The organism is Chryseobacterium jejuense, from assembly GCF_900100075.1.
Lineage (GTDB): Bacteria > Bacteroidota > Bacteroidia > Flavobacteriales > Weeksellaceae > Chryseobacterium > Chryseobacterium jejuense.
This window is the reverse complement of sequence record NZ_FNEG01000010.1, coordinates 25,263-41,584: the sequence shown is the minus strand read 5'-3', so window position 1 is coordinate 41,584 and position 16,322 is coordinate 25,263. Positions and strand designations below refer to the sequence as shown.

The following is a 16,322-nucleotide window of genomic DNA, read 5'->3' as shown; positions in this document are numbered from 1 at the left end:
AGCTATTTTTTTATGGATAAGGAATTGCTTTATCCAGTTCTATCGGATTATAATATTTTTTTATACTCATCTGTGTTTGCTTGGTAAGACCCGCAAATTCTTCTTTACTTTTAATTTGCTTGCCTTCAATTCTCACATTCCAATCCGGTTGAAACTCTGTTCTCATTCTTGCATAAGGATCGTTATAAAATTCAAGGTTGAGTTTTACCCATTTCTTAAAATCAATAGTAATAGGATCTAAAGAATAATGTCTTTCGAGAAAAGCTTTTGTATCATATGTTTTGGGCAAGTTAATATTTCTGGAGAAAGAATAGATATAATCTTTCTTATCATCTTCTACATACAGAACCAACCCAGGTAATCCTCTAAATTTATAAGGTCCTTCGGGAATATTAATATCCGGAGTAAACCATGCAGTCCAGTTTCGACCACCGAATCTCGCTGTTGCTTTCTGCAGATTATAAGTATTAATCTTTTTAGTATCGCCCTCTATTTTCCACTGAATATTATCTTCAGTTTCAAAAACATAATAATAGGGCATCATTCTGATCTGAAAATAGTTTTTATTTTTATTGGAGTTCTTTTTCCGAATAATGGTCTGCTCAGATAAACTGGTATGCTGTGATGACATTCCTCCATGAAGAATATTAAGAGAATCGTTTATCAGAAATTCAGATTCATAGAATTTCACTTCTTCTGCATTAATGTCCAGTACCATTTCTTCTTTATCATACGTTACATCATTGGGGTCCGGCCTGTACTGAAGCTCGTAGATGAACCGATGAGTCTGTGCGTTTATTATAATCCCCATCAGCACTACTAAGAGGGAAATCTTCTTTTTCATGAAATAGTTTATTAGTTCTTTAAAAATAAGAAAAACCGTACAAATTATATGGTTAATGAAAGGTTAATGATAAAAATTCAATTTCGGTGCAATACTGAAAGTTTTATCTTTGTTTCAATGAAATCTAATAACAAAAAACTAATATATATTTTCACTACGCTCTTCATCTTTTTGTTGGGAATTCAGGTCTATTTTATGTATAAAACCTACCAGGTTAAAGAAAGAGAAATATACAGATCCGTAGATAAGGATATCTCAGTGTATACAGATCAGGTGGTGAATAATCATTCAGCTAAAGATTCAAAAGATGATTCTCTGCAAAAGAATATTATCAAATACTATAACAAAAAGCTCAGTAAACAAGATTTTTTAAAATACTTGGTGGATGAAAAAAAATATTCTGGTAAAAATTTAACGGCTTACATCAACGAGCGCCGAAAAAAAGACGGATATATAATCTGTGTAAGAATTCAATATATTAAGCTTCTTCACCTTCCAGACAGTATCAAACTAATACAGCAACCGGTTATTTTTTATGAAACAAAAGACAAGGTAAGAAAACCATCCATTACCAGCATTGGAACATGGAGAACATCTTCTACTCAAGAATCAACAGGAAAAAACACGATTAAAGGAATGGATTCATTTCATGTTGATACCCAAACAGACCTTGAAATTGAAAATATAAAAAGTCTTGTTTTCAGAGAGATTATTCTATTAATTATCTGCTGTATTATCCTGCTTGCAAGTGTTCTTCTACTGTATATCTTCACAATCAAGAACCTCATCAAACAACAAAAACAGGTAGAAGTTCTCCACACTGTTGTGGATAACATTTCCCATGAGTTTAAAACCCCTATAGCCACTTTAAAAATAGCATCCAAAACTTTAAAAAAAGGCTGGAATCCGGATACACTTCCATTGATTGACCGACAAATCGTAAGATTAGAAAGCCTTATGCTACAGCTTCATAAAGATGAAAATCCAGAAGAAATGACTGCTATACAACCTGAAAACTGGGATTTCTTTATTCAGGATCTTGCGTTCACCTATCCGCAGATAGATTTTAAATTTGAAAACACCATTTCCGGACGGCTTCCTTTTGATAAAAACCTTATGGAAACAGTGGTGAAAAACCTCTGTGAAAACAGTATAAAATATGGAGCTTCCATAGTGACAGTTAGTATCAGCAATACTGCTCAGAATCTGAAAATTGAAGTTTCCGATAACGGTCAGGGTATGGCAAGTAAAGAACTGAAGAACATTTTTGAAAAGTTCTATAGAATCCAGGCCAATAATATCCATAACAGTAAAGGGCTTGGGCTTGGGCTGTATTTTGTAAAAGAAATTATTACATCCTATCACGGTAAAGTGGATGTTTCCAGCCAGCCCGGTAATGGAAGTACTTTTAAAATAACCATTCCTTATGAAAACTAAAATTCTACTGGCAGAAGACGACTCCGATTTCGGAACAATCCTTAAACAATATCTTGAACTGGAAGATTTTGACATCAGCTGGTACCAGAATCCTGAGGATATTGTACCCCTTCTTTCTACCGATTTTCCTTTTCAGATGGGCATTCTGGATGTCATGATGCCTAATATTGACGGTTTTTCTCTTGCAAAAATGATACTAAAAGAGCACATCAACTTTCCTCTTTTATTTTTAACTGCCAAGAACCAGAAAATTGACCGGTTAACCGGATTAAAAATAGGTGCAGATGATTATATTGCGAAACCATGCGATCCTGAAGAGCTGGTGCTAAGAATCAGAAACATTTTGAAAAGGACCTTACCTCCGATGGTAGAACCAATGGTAAAAATCGGAGCATACGCCCTGGATACGCAAAAACTTCTCCTATCCCATCCTAACGGTAATATACGGATGACTGTTCGTGAGCAGGAATTGCTTTTATACCTCCTAAAGCACAACCATTCCACCATCACAAGAAATAATATCCTGGATAATCTGTGGGAAACCAATGATTATTTTACAGGAAGAAGCCTTGATGTATTTATCAGCAGACTGCGTAAGTATTTCAGTAATGATCCGGAAGTAAAAATCCAATCCCTTAGAGGAATTGGATTTGAAATTGATTTTCCAACCAACTAATTATTAAAAAGAAAGTTTCACGATAACCGGGAAATGATCCGATGGATAAAGGAGATTTTCTCTTCTGTCATTAATATGGCGGTGAGATCTTATCTTAAAGTCTTTTGTAAAAATATAATCGATTCTTTCTTTAGCTGCTTCATTAACATTGAAAGCCGTAAAAGTTCCTACCGGCCCATAATGCTTCGTTTCTGAATGATAAAAAGTATCCTTCATGTTTTGCGAAAGAATTTTAACCGGTTCCGTATCATCTGTAAGATTAAAATCTCCACTTACTGTTACAGGAAGGTTCTTCGGATTAAGCTCTTTAATCTTTTTCAAAATCAGTTCAGAAGACTTTACTCTGGCAACATTTCCGATATGATCGAAATGAAGATTCATGGCAAGGAATTCCTTTCTTGATTTTTTATCTTTGAAAACAGCATAGGTACAAATTCTATTCAATGCTGCATCCCAACCTTTTGAAGGTTTTTCAGGAGTTTCGGATAACCAGAACGTCCCTGATTTTATCACTTCCAGTTTTTGGGTATCATAAAAAATAGCAGAGAATTCACCTTTTTCTTTACCATCATCTCTTCCCACTCCGATATAATCATAGTTCTTCAATCCATTTTTAATATCCTTCATCTGCTCCGGAAGCGCTTCCTGAACTCCGAAATAATCAGGATGATAGTAGGTTAATAAATCAGTAACATCCTGTTTTCTTTCCGGCCATGCATTTTCCTTGTCCGAAGCAACATTCAGCCTGATATTAAAACTCATTACAGTAAGGTCCTGCGAAAATCCCCATGCAAAAAGCATAAGGAACATCATTGAAAATCTGAAATTCATAATTATTTTATCAATTTGAGACAAAAATATGACTTCTCCATCATAGAGAAGTCATATTTGTATCACAATAATGTTAATTTATTTACTTTAAAAGTAAGCAGATTACAATACCAGAGTATTATTATTCAAATTACTATCAGGAACTTGGGAATCCGGATCTAACTTAACTTCTGTTATTTCTTTATTAGAATCTACTTTGAAAGTCCATTCGGTATTTCGCTTCCAGACTTCGATAGGTATTTTAACATTTTTGGCCGTCCCATCTTTAAATTTCAACTGAACAGTGGTAGGCATGGGTAACTGTCCAATATTTTCAACAGTGATCTGAATACCTTTTTTAAAATCTCCATCAATATATTTAGCACTCTTCACTGCCTGATCAATTTTCCATTTATTGAAAAACCATCCTCTCCAGAACCATGTTAATTCTTCTCCAGAAACATTCTCCATAGTATGAAAGAAATCCCACGGAGTAGGATGTTTGAACGCCCAGCGATCTATATAAATCCTGAAAGCTTTATCAAATTTCTCAGGACCTAAAATGGATTCTCTTAAAATAGATAATCCTGCTCCCGGTTTGTAATAAGCCAAAGCAGCAATACTTCTTTCTCTCATATTATCCGGTCCCACCATAACAGGCTCCAGATTATCGTTCATGAAATAGCTCCCAGCTTGTCCCAGATTCTTTTTTCTGTAATATTCTCCTTTATTAAACGCTTCTGTTGAAAGTTCGTTGATAAATGTATTAAATCCTTCATCCATCCAGGCAAATAGTCTTTCATTAGAACCTACAATCATAGGAAACCAGTTGTGCCCAAACTCATGATCTGTAACACCCCAAAGTTCTTCTCCTTTAGAATCCATATGACAGAAAACAATTCCCGGATACTCCATTCCGCCTTCATTCCCTGCTACGTTAGTTGCTGCAGGATAAGTGTAGCCATACCATTTATTGGAATAATGTTCTATGGCTGCTTTAGTATATTCCGTAGATCTTCCCCATGCTTTTTCACCTGCACTTTCTACAGGATAAGCAGAAATAGCTAATGATTTTTTACCATTTGGAAGATTGATTCTCGCTGCATCCAAAATAAAACCAGCAGATGATGCCCAAGCAAAATCACGGGCTTGTGTAATTTTAAACTTCCAGGTTTTCGTTCCGGAAGATTTATTTTTACCGATTTCAGATTCCGGATGTATCATGACCGTTTTATCACTGTTTCTGGCCTGATTCCATCTGTTTGTTTCTTCTTTAGTGTATACTTCATTTTCATTCAAAAGCTCACCTGATGCTACCACATAATGGTTAGCCGGCACCGTAATGTTGGCAGTAATATCTCCATATTCAAGATAAAATTCTGACGCTCCTACATACGGAAGCGTATTCCATCCCATTACATCGTCATATACACACATTCTTGGATACCATTGTGCTATGGTAAATATTTTACCATTTTTCGTATCCTGTATTCCCATTCTGTCTGATCCATATTCCGGTGAGATAAAAGAATATTCAATAGTAATTTTCGCGACTCCTCCTCTTGCTTTAAGTTCTCCAGAAAGATCAATCTGCATTCTTGTATCTGTAATGGTATATTTCACCTCTTTACCATCAATTTTCACGGATTTGATGCTGTATCCGCCTTCAAAACTCTCTCCATGAGCTCCGTTTCTGCTTCCCGACAAAGGAACAACGGCATTTCCACGGGAATCTTTTGCAAATAGATTCTGGTCAAGTTGCAGCCAAAGGAAGCTAAGCTTATCAGGGCTATTATTGGTGTATTTTATTTCAGCAGTACCTGTAATTTCTTTTTTACTCTCATTCAAACTGACATTCAAATGATAATCTGCTGAGTTCTGCCAATAGGCATGTCCCGGTTGTCCGCTTGCAGAGCGGGTTTCCGTACCTGTCTGAGGATAGAAGAATGGCTTAAATGCTTCTACATAATCATACTTTGGAGTTTCCTGTGCTGATACAGTTCCTGAAAAAAAGAAAACCGTAATCGCTGAAACAAGGGTTGGAAGTTTTAAATTCATTTGAAAAATTATTACTAATGTAATGCATAAGTAAAAAAAATACCCGGAAATGTTACAAATCCGGGCATTTTTTTGAAATTAATTAAGTTAGTTTGATTTTTTTGATTTAATCATTGCTTCCAACGCATCCCACATTTCACTTGGAATAGCTTCCAGCATATTGAACTCTCCAGCTCCCTGAAGCCATTCTCCACCATCAATAGTTACAACTTCACCATTCATATAAGCAGAATAGTCAGAAACAAGATAAGCAGCAAGGTTTGCCAGTTCCTGATGTTCTCCTACTCTTCTTAACGGAACTTTTTTCTTCATATCGAATTTTTCCTGCAGATCTCCCGGAAGAAGTCTGTCCCAAGCACCTTTTGTTGGGAAAGGTCCCGGAGCAATGGCATTGAAACGGATTCCATATTTCGCCCATTCTACAGCCAGTGATCTGGTCATTGCCAATACCCCTGCTTTTGCGCAAGCAGATGGAACAACGTAAGCAGAACCTGTCCACGCATATGTCGTTACAATATTCAGAACAGTTCCTGGAGTTTTAGAATCTATCCAATGTTTTCCTACAGAAAGTGTACAGTTTTTGGTTCCTTTTAAAACAATATCTAAAATAGAATCAAATGCAGAATGAGTCAGTTTTTCTGTTGGCGAGATAAAGTTTCCTGCTGCGTTATTCAGAAGAATATCAATTTTTCCGAATTCTTTTAGTGTTGCTTCTTTCATTGCTTCCACCTCATCCCAATTTCTTACATCACAAGCTACACAAAGAACCTTACCACCTGTTTCTGCTTCCAGCTCCTTTGCAGTAGTCTGTAATTTTTCCAGATTTCTGGAAGTAATCACCACATTGGCTCCCAGTTCAAGAAAATATTTGGTCATTGCTTTTCCAAGGCCGCTTCCGCCACCGGTTACAATTGCTACTTTATCTTTCAGTGCACCTTCGCGCAACATTGGCTGTGTATATAGACTCATAAATTATTTTTTCTTAAAAATAATAAATATTAAAATGCAAAGTTTTAAAATACGCTGAGAAATGATGTTATAAATAATTATTCTTTTCAGTATTTCGAAAAACTAAGCAAGTCACCTTCTTCATATAGCAAAAAAAAACAACCCTACAATTAATGTGCGGGTTGTTTTCAATACACTTTTAAATAATAACTAGGAAACCACTACTCCTTTAAATGAAAGTGTTTTAGGAGTTTTGCTGTCACTTGTTGTAACGTTAACGGTTTTCATAAACATTCCCGGACTTGCTGCATTAAAACTTGCTTCTACAAATCCTTTTTTTCCTGGAAGGATTGGTGTTTTTGTATAGTCTGCTGTTGTACAGCCACACGATGGTGCTACATTTTCTATTACAATTGGCTTTGAAGAGGTATTGGTAAATTCAAATCTGATTAATTTAGGCTTCCCTTGAGGGATATTTCCCACGTCAATAGACTCGGATTTCCATTTAATAACGTCTGCTATTGTTTTCATAACAGAAGTATTTTCAACAGGAAATATACCTGCATAAAAAGGAGAACATGCTAAAACAGCTAAAAGAGCAGTAATTTTTAAATTTTTCATAAGTACAATGTTTTGTTAATTGTTAAAAAGGAACTTGGTAATGATCTTTTTGATAGAGCAAATGTAAAGGCGATTAGCGATCCGGCTTGTTAAGCGCTCTCAAACATTTGTTAATAAGTTGTTAATGACAAAAAATAAATAGATAATTTTGGATAATATTGCTTCTGAAAATGGAGATCAAGAAACTTAATATTATCATCACGCTTGGGTTTGTCGCTATCATCGGAATTTTGGTAGCTCAACTTCTATGGACCCGGCAGGCATATAATCTTGAAGATAAAAAGTTTAATCAGACCGTCAATATCGCTTTGCTGGAAGTAGCAGAGAAATTATCCGGTGGAAAAACATCTTTTACTGAAAGTCCGGTACAGAATATCTCCAATGATTATTATGTGGTAAATATCAACAATGATTTTCACCCTACAGTACTCGAACATTATTTAAAAACTGAATTCACCCGTTTTCAAATCAATACCAATTATGTGTATGCACTCTATAATTGTCATAGCGACAGGATGATCTATGGGAAATATATTTCCACCCATCAAAAAAGCACTAACAATAAGGTGATAAAGTTTCCGAAACATAAAAATCTGGTTTATTATTTTTCTATACGTTTTCCGGATAAAGCCACTTATCTGGTGAATTCATTACGCTTTTGGTATTTACTTACCTTTGCCCTTATTATCATTCTTCTGGTGTATGTATATTCCATATATACGATCATTCAACAGAAAAAATTCTCAGAACTTCAAAGAGATTTTATCAATAATATGACCCATGAGTTCAAAACTCCTTTATCATCCATACTTTTGGCCTCTGAAGCACTTACCAAGCAGGAACTCATCAAAGAAAACCCTAAGCTTAAGACTTACACCTCCATTATCACAGATCAAAGCTATAAACTGAACAATCATATCGAAAAGATATTGAATATTGCTAAGAACGATGCTTCCGGATTATCATTGAAACTTCAAAGAATCGTTTTATTACCATTCATCACAGAAATTGCAGATACAATCATGCAAAAGAATGAAAATCTTACGATCCGGATAGAGATTGAAAATACAACATCCATCACTGCGGATGAGTTTCACTTCACCAATATTGTGTACAACATTCTGGACAATTCCATCAAGTATTGTGATACAACCCCAACCATTCTCATTTCATCCTCTAAAGATTCAAAAGGGTTATATTTAAAATTTAAAGATAACGGAATTGGTATTCCATCTAAAAATATGCCTCATATTTTTGATAAATTTTATAGAATAAATACTCAGAAAAGTGATGAGGTAAACGGTTTTGGACTAGGATTATTCTATGTAAAAAAGATCGTTCAACAGCATAACTGGAAAATTTCAGTTGAAAACAATACTGATAAAGGAATTACTATTACTTTATTTTTACCCTTTTAAATTCATAATATGCAAGCCATGGAAAAGTCTAAAATTTTGTATGCAGAGGATGATGAAACAATAGCGTTCCTTATTCAGGACAGTCTGGAGTGTTATTATGACATCTCTTGTTATCCTGACGGAAGATCTGCGTTGGAAGCATTCGACACACAAGGTTTTGACATTTGTCTTTTAGATATCATGATGCCCGGAATCAACGGATTTGAACTGGCTCAATACATCCGTGATAAGAATACCGAAATCCCTATTATTTTCATTTCCGCCAAAGCCTTAAAAGAAGATCGGATTAAAGGGTTGAAAATAGGCGCAGATGATTATCTGGTAAAGCCTTTCAGTATTGAAGAACTGATTCTGAAAATTGAAGTTTTTCTAAAACGGACAAAGAAAACAAGCATCCATCCTCCAAAATATAAAGTTGGGAAGTATGATTTTGATCCTAAAAATTATACTTTACAAAACGCTCTCGATACCATTACTCTTACTCAAAGAGAGTCTGAGCTTCTGCACTATTTCATCCGTCACAAAAATACCGTTGTGAAAAGGCAGGATATTTTGAAGGCCATCTGGGGAGATGATGATTATTTTATGGGAAGAAGTCTGGATGTATTTATTTCAAGATTGAGAAAGGTATTGGTGAATGAGGAAAATATACTTATCGAAAATCTACACGGAATAGGTTTTCGATTTTCTGAAAAATAAAATACTCTATAAATTTAAACGAAAGTGCTCTATTCTTTGGTTTTTAATTAATTTTAACTGTTAATAATCTATTCGCTTATGAGAAATCCGGGGACTTCTATTTTTGCAGCATTGCTGTTTTTCAGTGTATATAATAAAGCTCAAAAATTTGAAAAACTGTATCAATATGTAAATCCACTCATCGGTACTGAAAAAATGGGTCATACCTATCCCGGTGCTACCGTTCCTTTTGGAGCCATACAATTAAGCCCTGAAACCGATAGTATTTCTTATGAACTTAATGGAAAATACAATGGTGAAGTTTACAAATATTGCGCAGGTTATCGCTATGAAGACAAAACGATTACAGGTTTCAGTTCTACTCATTTCAGTGGAACAGGACACTCTGATCTTGGAGATTTTCTGATAATGCCTACTGTAGGGAAACTTCAGCTTAATCCCGGAACAGCATCCAACCCTGAAAACGGATACAGAAGCAGGTTTTCACATCAGAATGAAAAGGCAGAAGCCGGATATTATCAGGTAAAACTTGACGATCATAATATTCTGGCGGAATTAACGGCTACTCCTAGAGTTGGGGTTCATCGATATACTTTTCCTAAATCTGACCAGTCTCATATCATTTTAGATCTGATGGCTGGAATTTACAATTATGATGGGAAAAATGTCTGGACCTACGCTCGTGTGGAAAATGGCAGTACAATCACAGGTTACCGACAAACCAATGGCTGGGCAAGAACCAGAACCGTTTATTTTGCGATGAAGTTTTCAAAACCATTCAAATCCTACGGCCAGAAAAGTTATGATGAAAAACAAGCATACAAAGGGTTTTGGAGAAAATTTGATCAGACTAAAAATTTCCCTGAAATCGCAGGTAAGAATCTGAAGATGTATTTTGATTTTGATACCAATGAGAATGAAGCCATTGAAATTAAACTTGCCATTTCTCCGGTAAGCCAAGCCAACGCATTGGAAAATCTCGAAAAAGAAACTGGAAATTTATCTTTTGACCAAGTAAAAACAAAAGCACAGGAGGATTGGAATAAGGAATTGAATAAAATTGTCATTAAAGGCTCGGATCCTCAAAAGACCAATTTTTATACTGCAATGTATCATACCTTCATCAATCCCACCACCTATATGGATGTAAACGGAGAATATAAAGGATTAGATCAGAATACGCACAAGGCAGAAAATTTCACCAACTATACAACATTTTCTCTTTGGGATACTTATAGGGCTCTTCACCCATTCTTTAATATTATCCAGCCTAAACGGAATAATGATATGGTAAGATCAATGATGGCACATTATAATCAATTTTCTATGAAAATGTTACCCATCTGGTCTCATTACGCTAATGATAACTGGTGCATGAGTGGTTATCACAGTGTAAGTGTGGTAGCAGATGCCATTATCAAAGGAAATTATAACGATGATCCGAAAGAAGCCCTTAAAGCTTGTGTAGAAACGGCCAACAAAAGAGACTATGAAGGCATCGGACTATATATTGATTTAGGCTATATTCCCGCTGAGAAAAATGGCACTTCAGTTTCTAATACTCTGGAATATGCCTATGATGACTGGGCTATTGCGCAATTAGCAAAACACCTGGGAGAAATAGAAATCTATAATCAATTCATCAAACGCTCTGAAAACTGGAAGAATAATTTTGATAAAACTATTGGATTTATGCGCCCACGCCTGACTGATGGAAGCTTCAAAAAAGATTTTGATGTATTAAGTACTCATGGACAGGGATTCATTGAAGGAAACTCATGGAACTATAGTTTTTTTGTTCCGCAAAACCCTGATGAACTGATCACGATGATGGGTGGAAAAAAGAAATTTGCTTCAAAACTGGATGAGCTGTTCTCTATGCACTTATCAGATTCGTTTTTCGCAGACACTGAAGATATTACCAGAGAAGGAATTATTGGCGGCTATGTTCACGGAAACGAACCGGCACACCATGTCGCTTATCTTTATAATTGGGCAGGCCAACCCTGGAAAACTCAATCACAGATTCGTCATATTCTTGAAATGCAATACAAGGCAACCCCTGATGGATTAGGAGGAAATGATGATACGGGACAAATGAGTGCGTGGTATATTTTAAGTTCATTAGGCTTTTATCCTGTAGCTCCTGGTTCAGAAAATTATTCTATCGGAAGCCCAGCCATTGATAATGCGATTTTAAATCTAGAAAATGGAAAAACTTTTGAAATTGAAGCTATCAATCAAAGTCCGCAAAATGTATATGTTCAAAAGATTCTTTTAAACGGAAAAGAAATTAAGAATTTCACCTTGAAACATTCTGAGATTATGAATGGTGGAAAACTTACTTTTTATATGGGAAATAAAGCTAAAAAATAGACTTTTTCAGAATTTTAAATAATCTCTCGCAAATTACACATATGGAGCAGATAATTACGGTTTTAAATCTGTGTGATTTGCGAGAAATAAAAATATTACAGGAGGATTAGTTTTGGCTAAAGCCAATGGAATATCTGAAATAAAAAAAGCGGGCTAAAGCCCGCTTCTATTGAATTTTTATAATAGTCTTACTCTTTCACTTCAAAAAGCAGTCTCTCCCCAAATTTCTCCTCAGCAATTTTTCCATTGTCATAAACAAGGTGCCCATTTACAAAGGTATGGGTAACTTTAGAATGGAAGTTCATTCCTTCCAATGGGCTCCAGCCACATTTGTATAGTAAATTATCTTTGGATACTGTCCAGTCTGCATTTAAATCTACTAAAACCAGGTCTGCTTTATACCCTTCTTTTACAAATCCCCTCTTCTCCACTCTGAAAAGAATAGCTGGATTGTGAGACATTTTCTCAACAATTTTCTCAAGTGAGATTTTACCGTTTTTATAATTTTCCAACATCACTACTAATGAATGCTGAACCAAAGGTGCTCCCGATGGACATTTTGTATACACATTATCCTTTTCTTCTGCAGTATGAGGTGCGTGATCTGTTGCTATCACGTCAATTCTGTCATCCAATAATGCTTCCCAAAGCGCATCTTTATCTTTTTGTGTTTTTACAGCCGGATTCCATTTGATTAATCCTCCTTTAGTATCATAATCTTCATTGGTAAAAGTAAGATGATGAACACATACCTCAGCGGTAATCTTTTTATCTTTTAATGGAATATCATTTCTGAATAATTCCATTTCCTTAGCGGTTGAAAGGTGGAAAACGTGAAGTCTTGCTCCTGTTTTCTGCGCCAGTTCAATGGCTTTTGAAGAAGATTTATAGCAAGCCTCCTCGCTTCTGATTAAGTGGTGAAACTTCACCGGAATATCTTCTCCATATTCATCCATATACTTTTGAGTATTGGCTCTGATCGTAGCTTCATCTTCACAATGAACAGCAATCAGCATTTTTGTATTGCTAAAAATATTTTCCAGTGTTTCCGGATTATCTACCAACATATTTCCTGTAGATGATCCAAGGAACAATTTAATTCCCGGAACATTTCTAGGATTTGTTTTCAAAACTTCCTCAAGGTTATCATTCGTTCCTCCCATCATAAAGCCATAGTTAGCATATGCTTTTTGGGAAGCTATTTCATATTTATCAGCCAGTAGCTCCTGAGTAACAGCATTAGGTACGGTATTAGGTTGATCGATAAAGCTGGTCACTCCACCAGCAATGGCTGATCTTGATTCGGTTTCAATATCTCCTTTATGGGTAAGGCCCGGCTCACGGAAATGCACTTGGTCATCAATCACACCCGGAAGAAGATATTTTCCGGAACCATCAATGATCTGATCTGCATCTTCGGAAATACCGGAAGCTACTTTAGAAATTAGGTCATTTTCTATTAAAATATCGCTTTCAAAGATTTTACCTTCGTTGACGATATTTACATTTTTGATTAGGGTCTTCATTTTACTTTTTTAGAAATTAGATTAGAAATCAGAGGGTAAAAAAGGGTCAATTATCAATTAAGGCTGATGAATAAATACAATTATTAATGGATAACATCTTGCTTTTAAATTCTCTAAAAAGCAAAATTAAGGTTTATGAATGAATTTTAATACCACTGGTAATAAATCAATTTCTAAATATTTACATTTGCATAAAATTTTTTGAATTGTATAAGAAATTATTAGGGCAAACTGCGGTATATGGGCTAAGTTCTGTATTAGTCCGAATTTTCCCATTTATTATTGCTCCAATCGTCACCTCATTTTTTGGACCTGCGGCTTCATCTCCCTTTGTAGACTGGTATTCTATAGCTGGTGTAATTACAGTATTGCTTACTCACGGCATGGAAACCTCTTTCTTCCGTTTTGCACAGGAAGAAAACATTGACAAGAAGACATTAATTTCAACATGTTCGGTAAGTATTATCAGCATTGGTCTTATTTATCTCATTTTAGGTTATGTTTTCCGATATCAACTGGCACAAGCTTTTGAGACACCAGATCAGGTAAACTTTCTGGTCATCTTTTTATTCATTCTTTCACTGGATGCTTTTGCTACCATTCCATCAGCAATTCTGAGGCTTCAGGGAAAACCTTTTAAATATATGCTTTCAAAAGTAGCAGGTTCATCCATCTACTTTTTATTGGTCTTATTTTTCATAAAATGGCTTCCAAAACATCCTGAAGGTATATTCGGTTTTAAATACAATCCTGATTTTGGTATCGGATATGTTTTTGTGGCAAACCTCATACAAAGTATCATCACCCTCTTAATTGTTGGAAAAGAATTCTTCAGTTTCAGTTTTTCCAAATTTGATTTCAACTTATGGAAAAAAATCATGAATTATTCCTGGCCGGTTATGATTGCCGGACTGGCAGGGATTGTAAACCAAACTTTAGACAGACAGTTTTTAAAATATTTGCTTCCGGAAGAAGAAGCCCGTCACCAGATTGGTGTATATGGTGCTGTGTATAAAATCGCAACCTTTATTACCGTTTTCAGGCAGGCCTATCAACTGGGGATTGAACCTTATTTCTTCTCTAGTTTCAAAAATAAAGATTCCCATAAAACCTATGCTGTATTGATGGATATTTTCGTCATCTGCAGCTGTATTATTTATATGGGTCTTATGGTAAACCTTCAATGGATTTCAGAAAAATACCTTGGGAACCCTCTTTACTATGAAGGGATTAAAATCATTCCTTTTGTAATGCTTGGCGCTTTATTCTTAGGAATCTATCTTAATCTTTCCATATGGTATAAGCTTTCGGATCAGACAAGAGTTGGATTATACATATCAATTATCGGAGCGTGTATTACTATTTTAATTAACTTCCTGTTCATCCCTCAATATGGATACTGGGCAAGTGCTATGGCTGCTTTAATAACTTTCACCTCTATGATGGTTATTTCCTACATCTGGGGCCAGAAACAATATCCTATTCATTATAATACAGGAAAAATAGTAATGTATCTGGCATTCACCATTACTTTTTCCTTACTTTCTTTTTATGAGTTCAGAACCAACTACCTGATAGGAAATTTATTTCTAATCTTGTTCTTGTGCCTTGTAGCCTTTAAAGAAAAAGCCATAATATCCAAAATTCTTAAGAAAGCTTAGAAATTGGTCTTAGTTTTGATGGCTATTAAGCTTTAAAAAACTAAACAAACTGCTAAATGTGATTAGTATTACTATTTAAAAATGCTTTAATTATTATATTTGGCCCAAAATACATTACATTTAAACAAAAAACATCGTTATATCATCTATGAAAATTATTGTTCCAATGGCTGGACGTGGTTCCAGATTACGTCCACATACATTAACAGTTCCAAAACCACTTATTCCTATCGCGGGGAAACCTATCGTACAGAGATTAGTGGAAGATATTGCTAAAGTTGCAGGAGAAAATATTGAAGAAGTAGCTTTTATCATCGGAGACTTCGGTCCTGAGATTGAAAAATCTTTAATTCAGATTGCCGAAAAACTGGGAGCAAAAGGAAGCATATATTATCAGAACGACCCTCTTGGAACTGCTCATGCCATCAAATGTGCTGAACAATCAATGACAGGAGATGTGGTGATTGCTTTTGCTGATACTCTTTTCCGTGCAGATTTCCAACTGGATAAAAATTCGGATGGAGTAATCTGGGTAAAAAGTGTAGAAGATCCATCCGCATTCGGAGTGGTAAAACTGGATAACTATGGTTTCATTACAGACTTCGTTGAAAAGCCTAAGACCTTTGTTTCCGATCTTGCCATTATTGGTATTTACTACTTCAACAGTGCTGAAAAACTGATGGAAGAGATCAACTATATCATGGATAATGATATTAAAAATGGTGGAGAATATCAATTGACTACAGCTCTGGAAAACTTAAGATCAAAAGGAGCTAAATTCACACTGGGTAAAGTAAACGACTGGATGGACTGCGGTAACAAAAATGCTACAGTAGAAACCAATAGTAAAATCCTTGCTTACGAAACAGTTGAAATGGCTAACTATCCTGCGTCAGCAGTGATTGAAAATTCATTAATCATTCCACCATGCTTTATTGGAGAAAATGTAAAAATCTCCAACTCTAAAGTAGGACCTGGAGTTTCATTAGGAAACAACACGACGATTGTAAATTCTAATATCGAAAACTCTCTGATCCAGGAAAATACAAGAATCAACCACGGAAATCTTTCCAATTCTATGATTGGTAATTCTGCTCAGTATTTTGGAGTAGCAAGAGAAATTTCTCTGGGAGATTATTCAGTATTAGATTTTCTTTCAAAATAAATAAGATTAGAAATTCTTTAACTTAAATAAGATAAAACCAAACCACACAAAATGTTTTGTGTGGTTTGGCTTTAATATTGCTC

The 16,322-nt window shown here is 35.3% G+C and carries 13 protein-coding genes; 7 read left to right on the top strand and 6 right to left on the bottom strand.

What is annotated here, in order from left to right; genetic code table 11:
* Window positions 1–10: 10 nt before the first annotated feature.
* Window positions 11–844, bottom strand: coding sequence for a GLPGLI family protein (locus tag BLS98_RS22245; protein ID WP_089739601.1), 834 nt, complete (start codon window positions 842–844; stop codon window positions 11–13).
* A 117-nt stretch (window positions 845–961) separates the two neighbouring features.
* Here BLS98_RS22245 and BLS98_RS22240 point away from each other — a divergent pair, with 117 nt between their 5' ends.
* Both BLS98_RS22240 and BLS98_RS22235 read left to right on the top strand, forming a co-directional pair.
* A complete protein-coding gene (locus BLS98_RS22240) occupies window positions 962–2,281 on the top strand; it encodes a sensor histidine kinase (RefSeq protein WP_167356271.1) in 1,320 nt (439 codons plus the stop codon).
* Window positions 2,271–2,957 (top strand): response regulator transcription factor, encoded by a 687-nt coding sequence (locus BLS98_RS22235; protein WP_089739597.1) that lies wholly within the window; start codon window positions 2,271–2,273, stop codon window positions 2,955–2,957. The genes BLS98_RS22240 and BLS98_RS22235 overlap by 11 nt, the downstream gene beginning before the upstream one ends.
* A gap of 3 nt (window positions 2,958–2,960) precedes the next feature.
* On the opposite strand, the gene BLS98_RS22230 is transcribed toward BLS98_RS22235, so the two are convergent.
* From BLS98_RS22230 to BLS98_RS22215, 4 genes are all read right to left on the bottom strand, one after another.
* On the bottom strand, window positions 2,961–3,788 hold the full coding sequence (locus tag BLS98_RS22230; protein WP_089739595.1) for an endonuclease/exonuclease/phosphatase family protein: 828 nt from the start codon (window positions 3,786–3,788) through the stop codon (window positions 2,961–2,963).
* A 102-nt stretch (window positions 3,789–3,890) separates the two neighbouring features.
* Window positions 3,891–5,825, bottom strand: a complete 1,935-nt coding sequence (locus BLS98_RS22225; RefSeq protein ID WP_089739592.1) for a M1 family metallopeptidase — start codon at window positions 5,823–5,825, stop codon at window positions 3,891–3,893.
* An 87-nt stretch (window positions 5,826–5,912) separates the two neighbouring features.
* Window positions 5,913–6,794, bottom strand: coding sequence for an SDR family oxidoreductase (locus tag BLS98_RS22220; protein ID WP_089739590.1), 882 nt, complete (start codon window positions 6,792–6,794; stop codon window positions 5,913–5,915).
* Window positions 6,795–6,983: 189 nt separating this feature from the next.
* Window positions 6,984–7,394, bottom strand: coding sequence for a DUF1573 domain-containing protein (locus BLS98_RS22215; RefSeq protein WP_089739587.1), 411 nt, complete (start codon window positions 7,392–7,394; stop codon window positions 6,984–6,986).
* Between the two features lie 170 nt (window positions 7,395–7,564).
* Between BLS98_RS22215 and BLS98_RS22210 the strand changes: the two genes are divergently transcribed.
* The 3 genes from BLS98_RS22210 to BLS98_RS22200 all read left to right on the top strand — a co-directional run bounded on the left by BLS98_RS22210 (window position 7,565) and on the right by BLS98_RS22200 (window position 11,887).
* The gene (locus BLS98_RS22210) at window positions 7,565–8,812 is read left to right on the top strand and encodes a sensor histidine kinase (protein WP_089739585.1); all 1,248 of its coding nucleotides are present in this window, start codon (window positions 7,565–7,567) and stop codon (window positions 8,810–8,812) included.
* A gap of 18 nt (window positions 8,813–8,830) precedes the next feature.
* A complete protein-coding gene (locus BLS98_RS22205; protein ID WP_089739751.1) occupies window positions 8,831–9,511 on the top strand; it encodes a response regulator transcription factor in 681 nt (226 codons plus the stop codon).
* Between the two features lie 78 nt (window positions 9,512–9,589).
* The gene (locus BLS98_RS22200; RefSeq protein ID WP_089739583.1) at window positions 9,590–11,887 is read left to right on the top strand and encodes a GH92 family glycosyl hydrolase; all 2,298 of its coding nucleotides are present in this window, start codon (window positions 9,590–9,592) and stop codon (window positions 11,885–11,887) included.
* Between the two features lie 188 nt (window positions 11,888–12,075).
* Here the strand turns inward: BLS98_RS22200 and BLS98_RS22195 are convergent, their stop codons facing one another.
* On the bottom strand, window positions 12,076–13,413 hold the full coding sequence (locus BLS98_RS22195; RefSeq protein ID WP_089739581.1) for a dihydroorotase: 1,338 nt from the start codon (window positions 13,411–13,413) through the stop codon (window positions 12,076–12,078).
* A 206-nt stretch (window positions 13,414–13,619) separates the two neighbouring features.
* Between BLS98_RS22195 and BLS98_RS22190 the strand changes: the two genes are divergently transcribed.
* Together BLS98_RS22190 and BLS98_RS22185 are read left to right on the top strand one after the other, a co-directional pair.
* Window positions 13,620–15,074 (top strand): lipopolysaccharide biosynthesis protein, encoded by a 1,455-nt coding sequence (locus BLS98_RS22190; RefSeq protein ID WP_089739579.1) that lies wholly within the window; start codon window positions 13,620–13,622, stop codon window positions 15,072–15,074.
* Window positions 15,075–15,222: 148 nt separating this feature from the next.
* Entirely contained in the window at window positions 15,223–16,239 is a 1,017-nt protein-coding gene (locus BLS98_RS22185; protein WP_089739577.1) for a sugar phosphate nucleotidyltransferase, read from the top strand.
* Window positions 16,240–16,322: the final 83 nt, after the last annotated feature.

Bases quoted from the DNA above. Each gene is read 5' to 3' on its own strand.
- BLS98_RS22200 (WP_089739583.1), top strand. From the start codon at position 9,590: ATGAGAAATCCGGGGACTTCTATTTTTGCAGCATTGCTGTTTTTCAGT.
- BLS98_RS22245 (WP_089739601.1), bottom strand. From the start codon at position 844: ATGAAAAAGAAGATTTCCCTCTTAGTAGTGCTGATGGGGATTATAATA.
- BLS98_RS22195 (WP_089739581.1), bottom strand. From the start codon at position 13,413: ATGAAGACCCTAATCAAAAATGTAAATATCGTCAACGAAGGTAAAATC.
- BLS98_RS22185 (WP_089739577.1), top strand. From the start codon at position 15,223: ATGAAAATTATTGTTCCAATGGCTGGACGTGGTTCCAGATTACGTCCA.
- BLS98_RS22230 (WP_089739595.1), bottom strand. From the start codon at position 3,788: ATGAATTTCAGATTTTCAATGATGTTCCTTATGCTTTTTGCATGGGGA.
- BLS98_RS22220 (WP_089739590.1), bottom strand. From the start codon at position 6,794: ATGAGTCTATATACACAGCCAATGTTGCGCGAAGGTGCACTGAAAGAT.
- BLS98_RS22235 (WP_089739597.1), top strand. From the start codon at position 2,271: ATGAAAACTAAAATTCTACTGGCAGAAGACGACTCCGATTTCGGAACA.
- BLS98_RS22240 (WP_167356271.1), top strand. From the start codon at position 962: ATGAAATCTAATAACAAAAAACTAATATATATTTTCACTACGCTCTTC.
- BLS98_RS22210 (WP_089739585.1), top strand. From the start codon at position 7,565: ATGGAGATCAAGAAACTTAATATTATCATCACGCTTGGGTTTGTCGCT.
- BLS98_RS22215 (WP_089739587.1), bottom strand. From the start codon at position 7,394: ATGAAAAATTTAAAAATTACTGCTCTTTTAGCTGTTTTAGCATGTTCT.
- BLS98_RS22205 (WP_089739751.1), top strand. From the start codon at position 8,831: ATGGAAAAGTCTAAAATTTTGTATGCAGAGGATGATGAAACAATAGCG.
- BLS98_RS22225 (WP_089739592.1), bottom strand. From the start codon at position 5,825: ATGAATTTAAAACTTCCAACCCTTGTTTCAGCGATTACGGTTTTCTTT.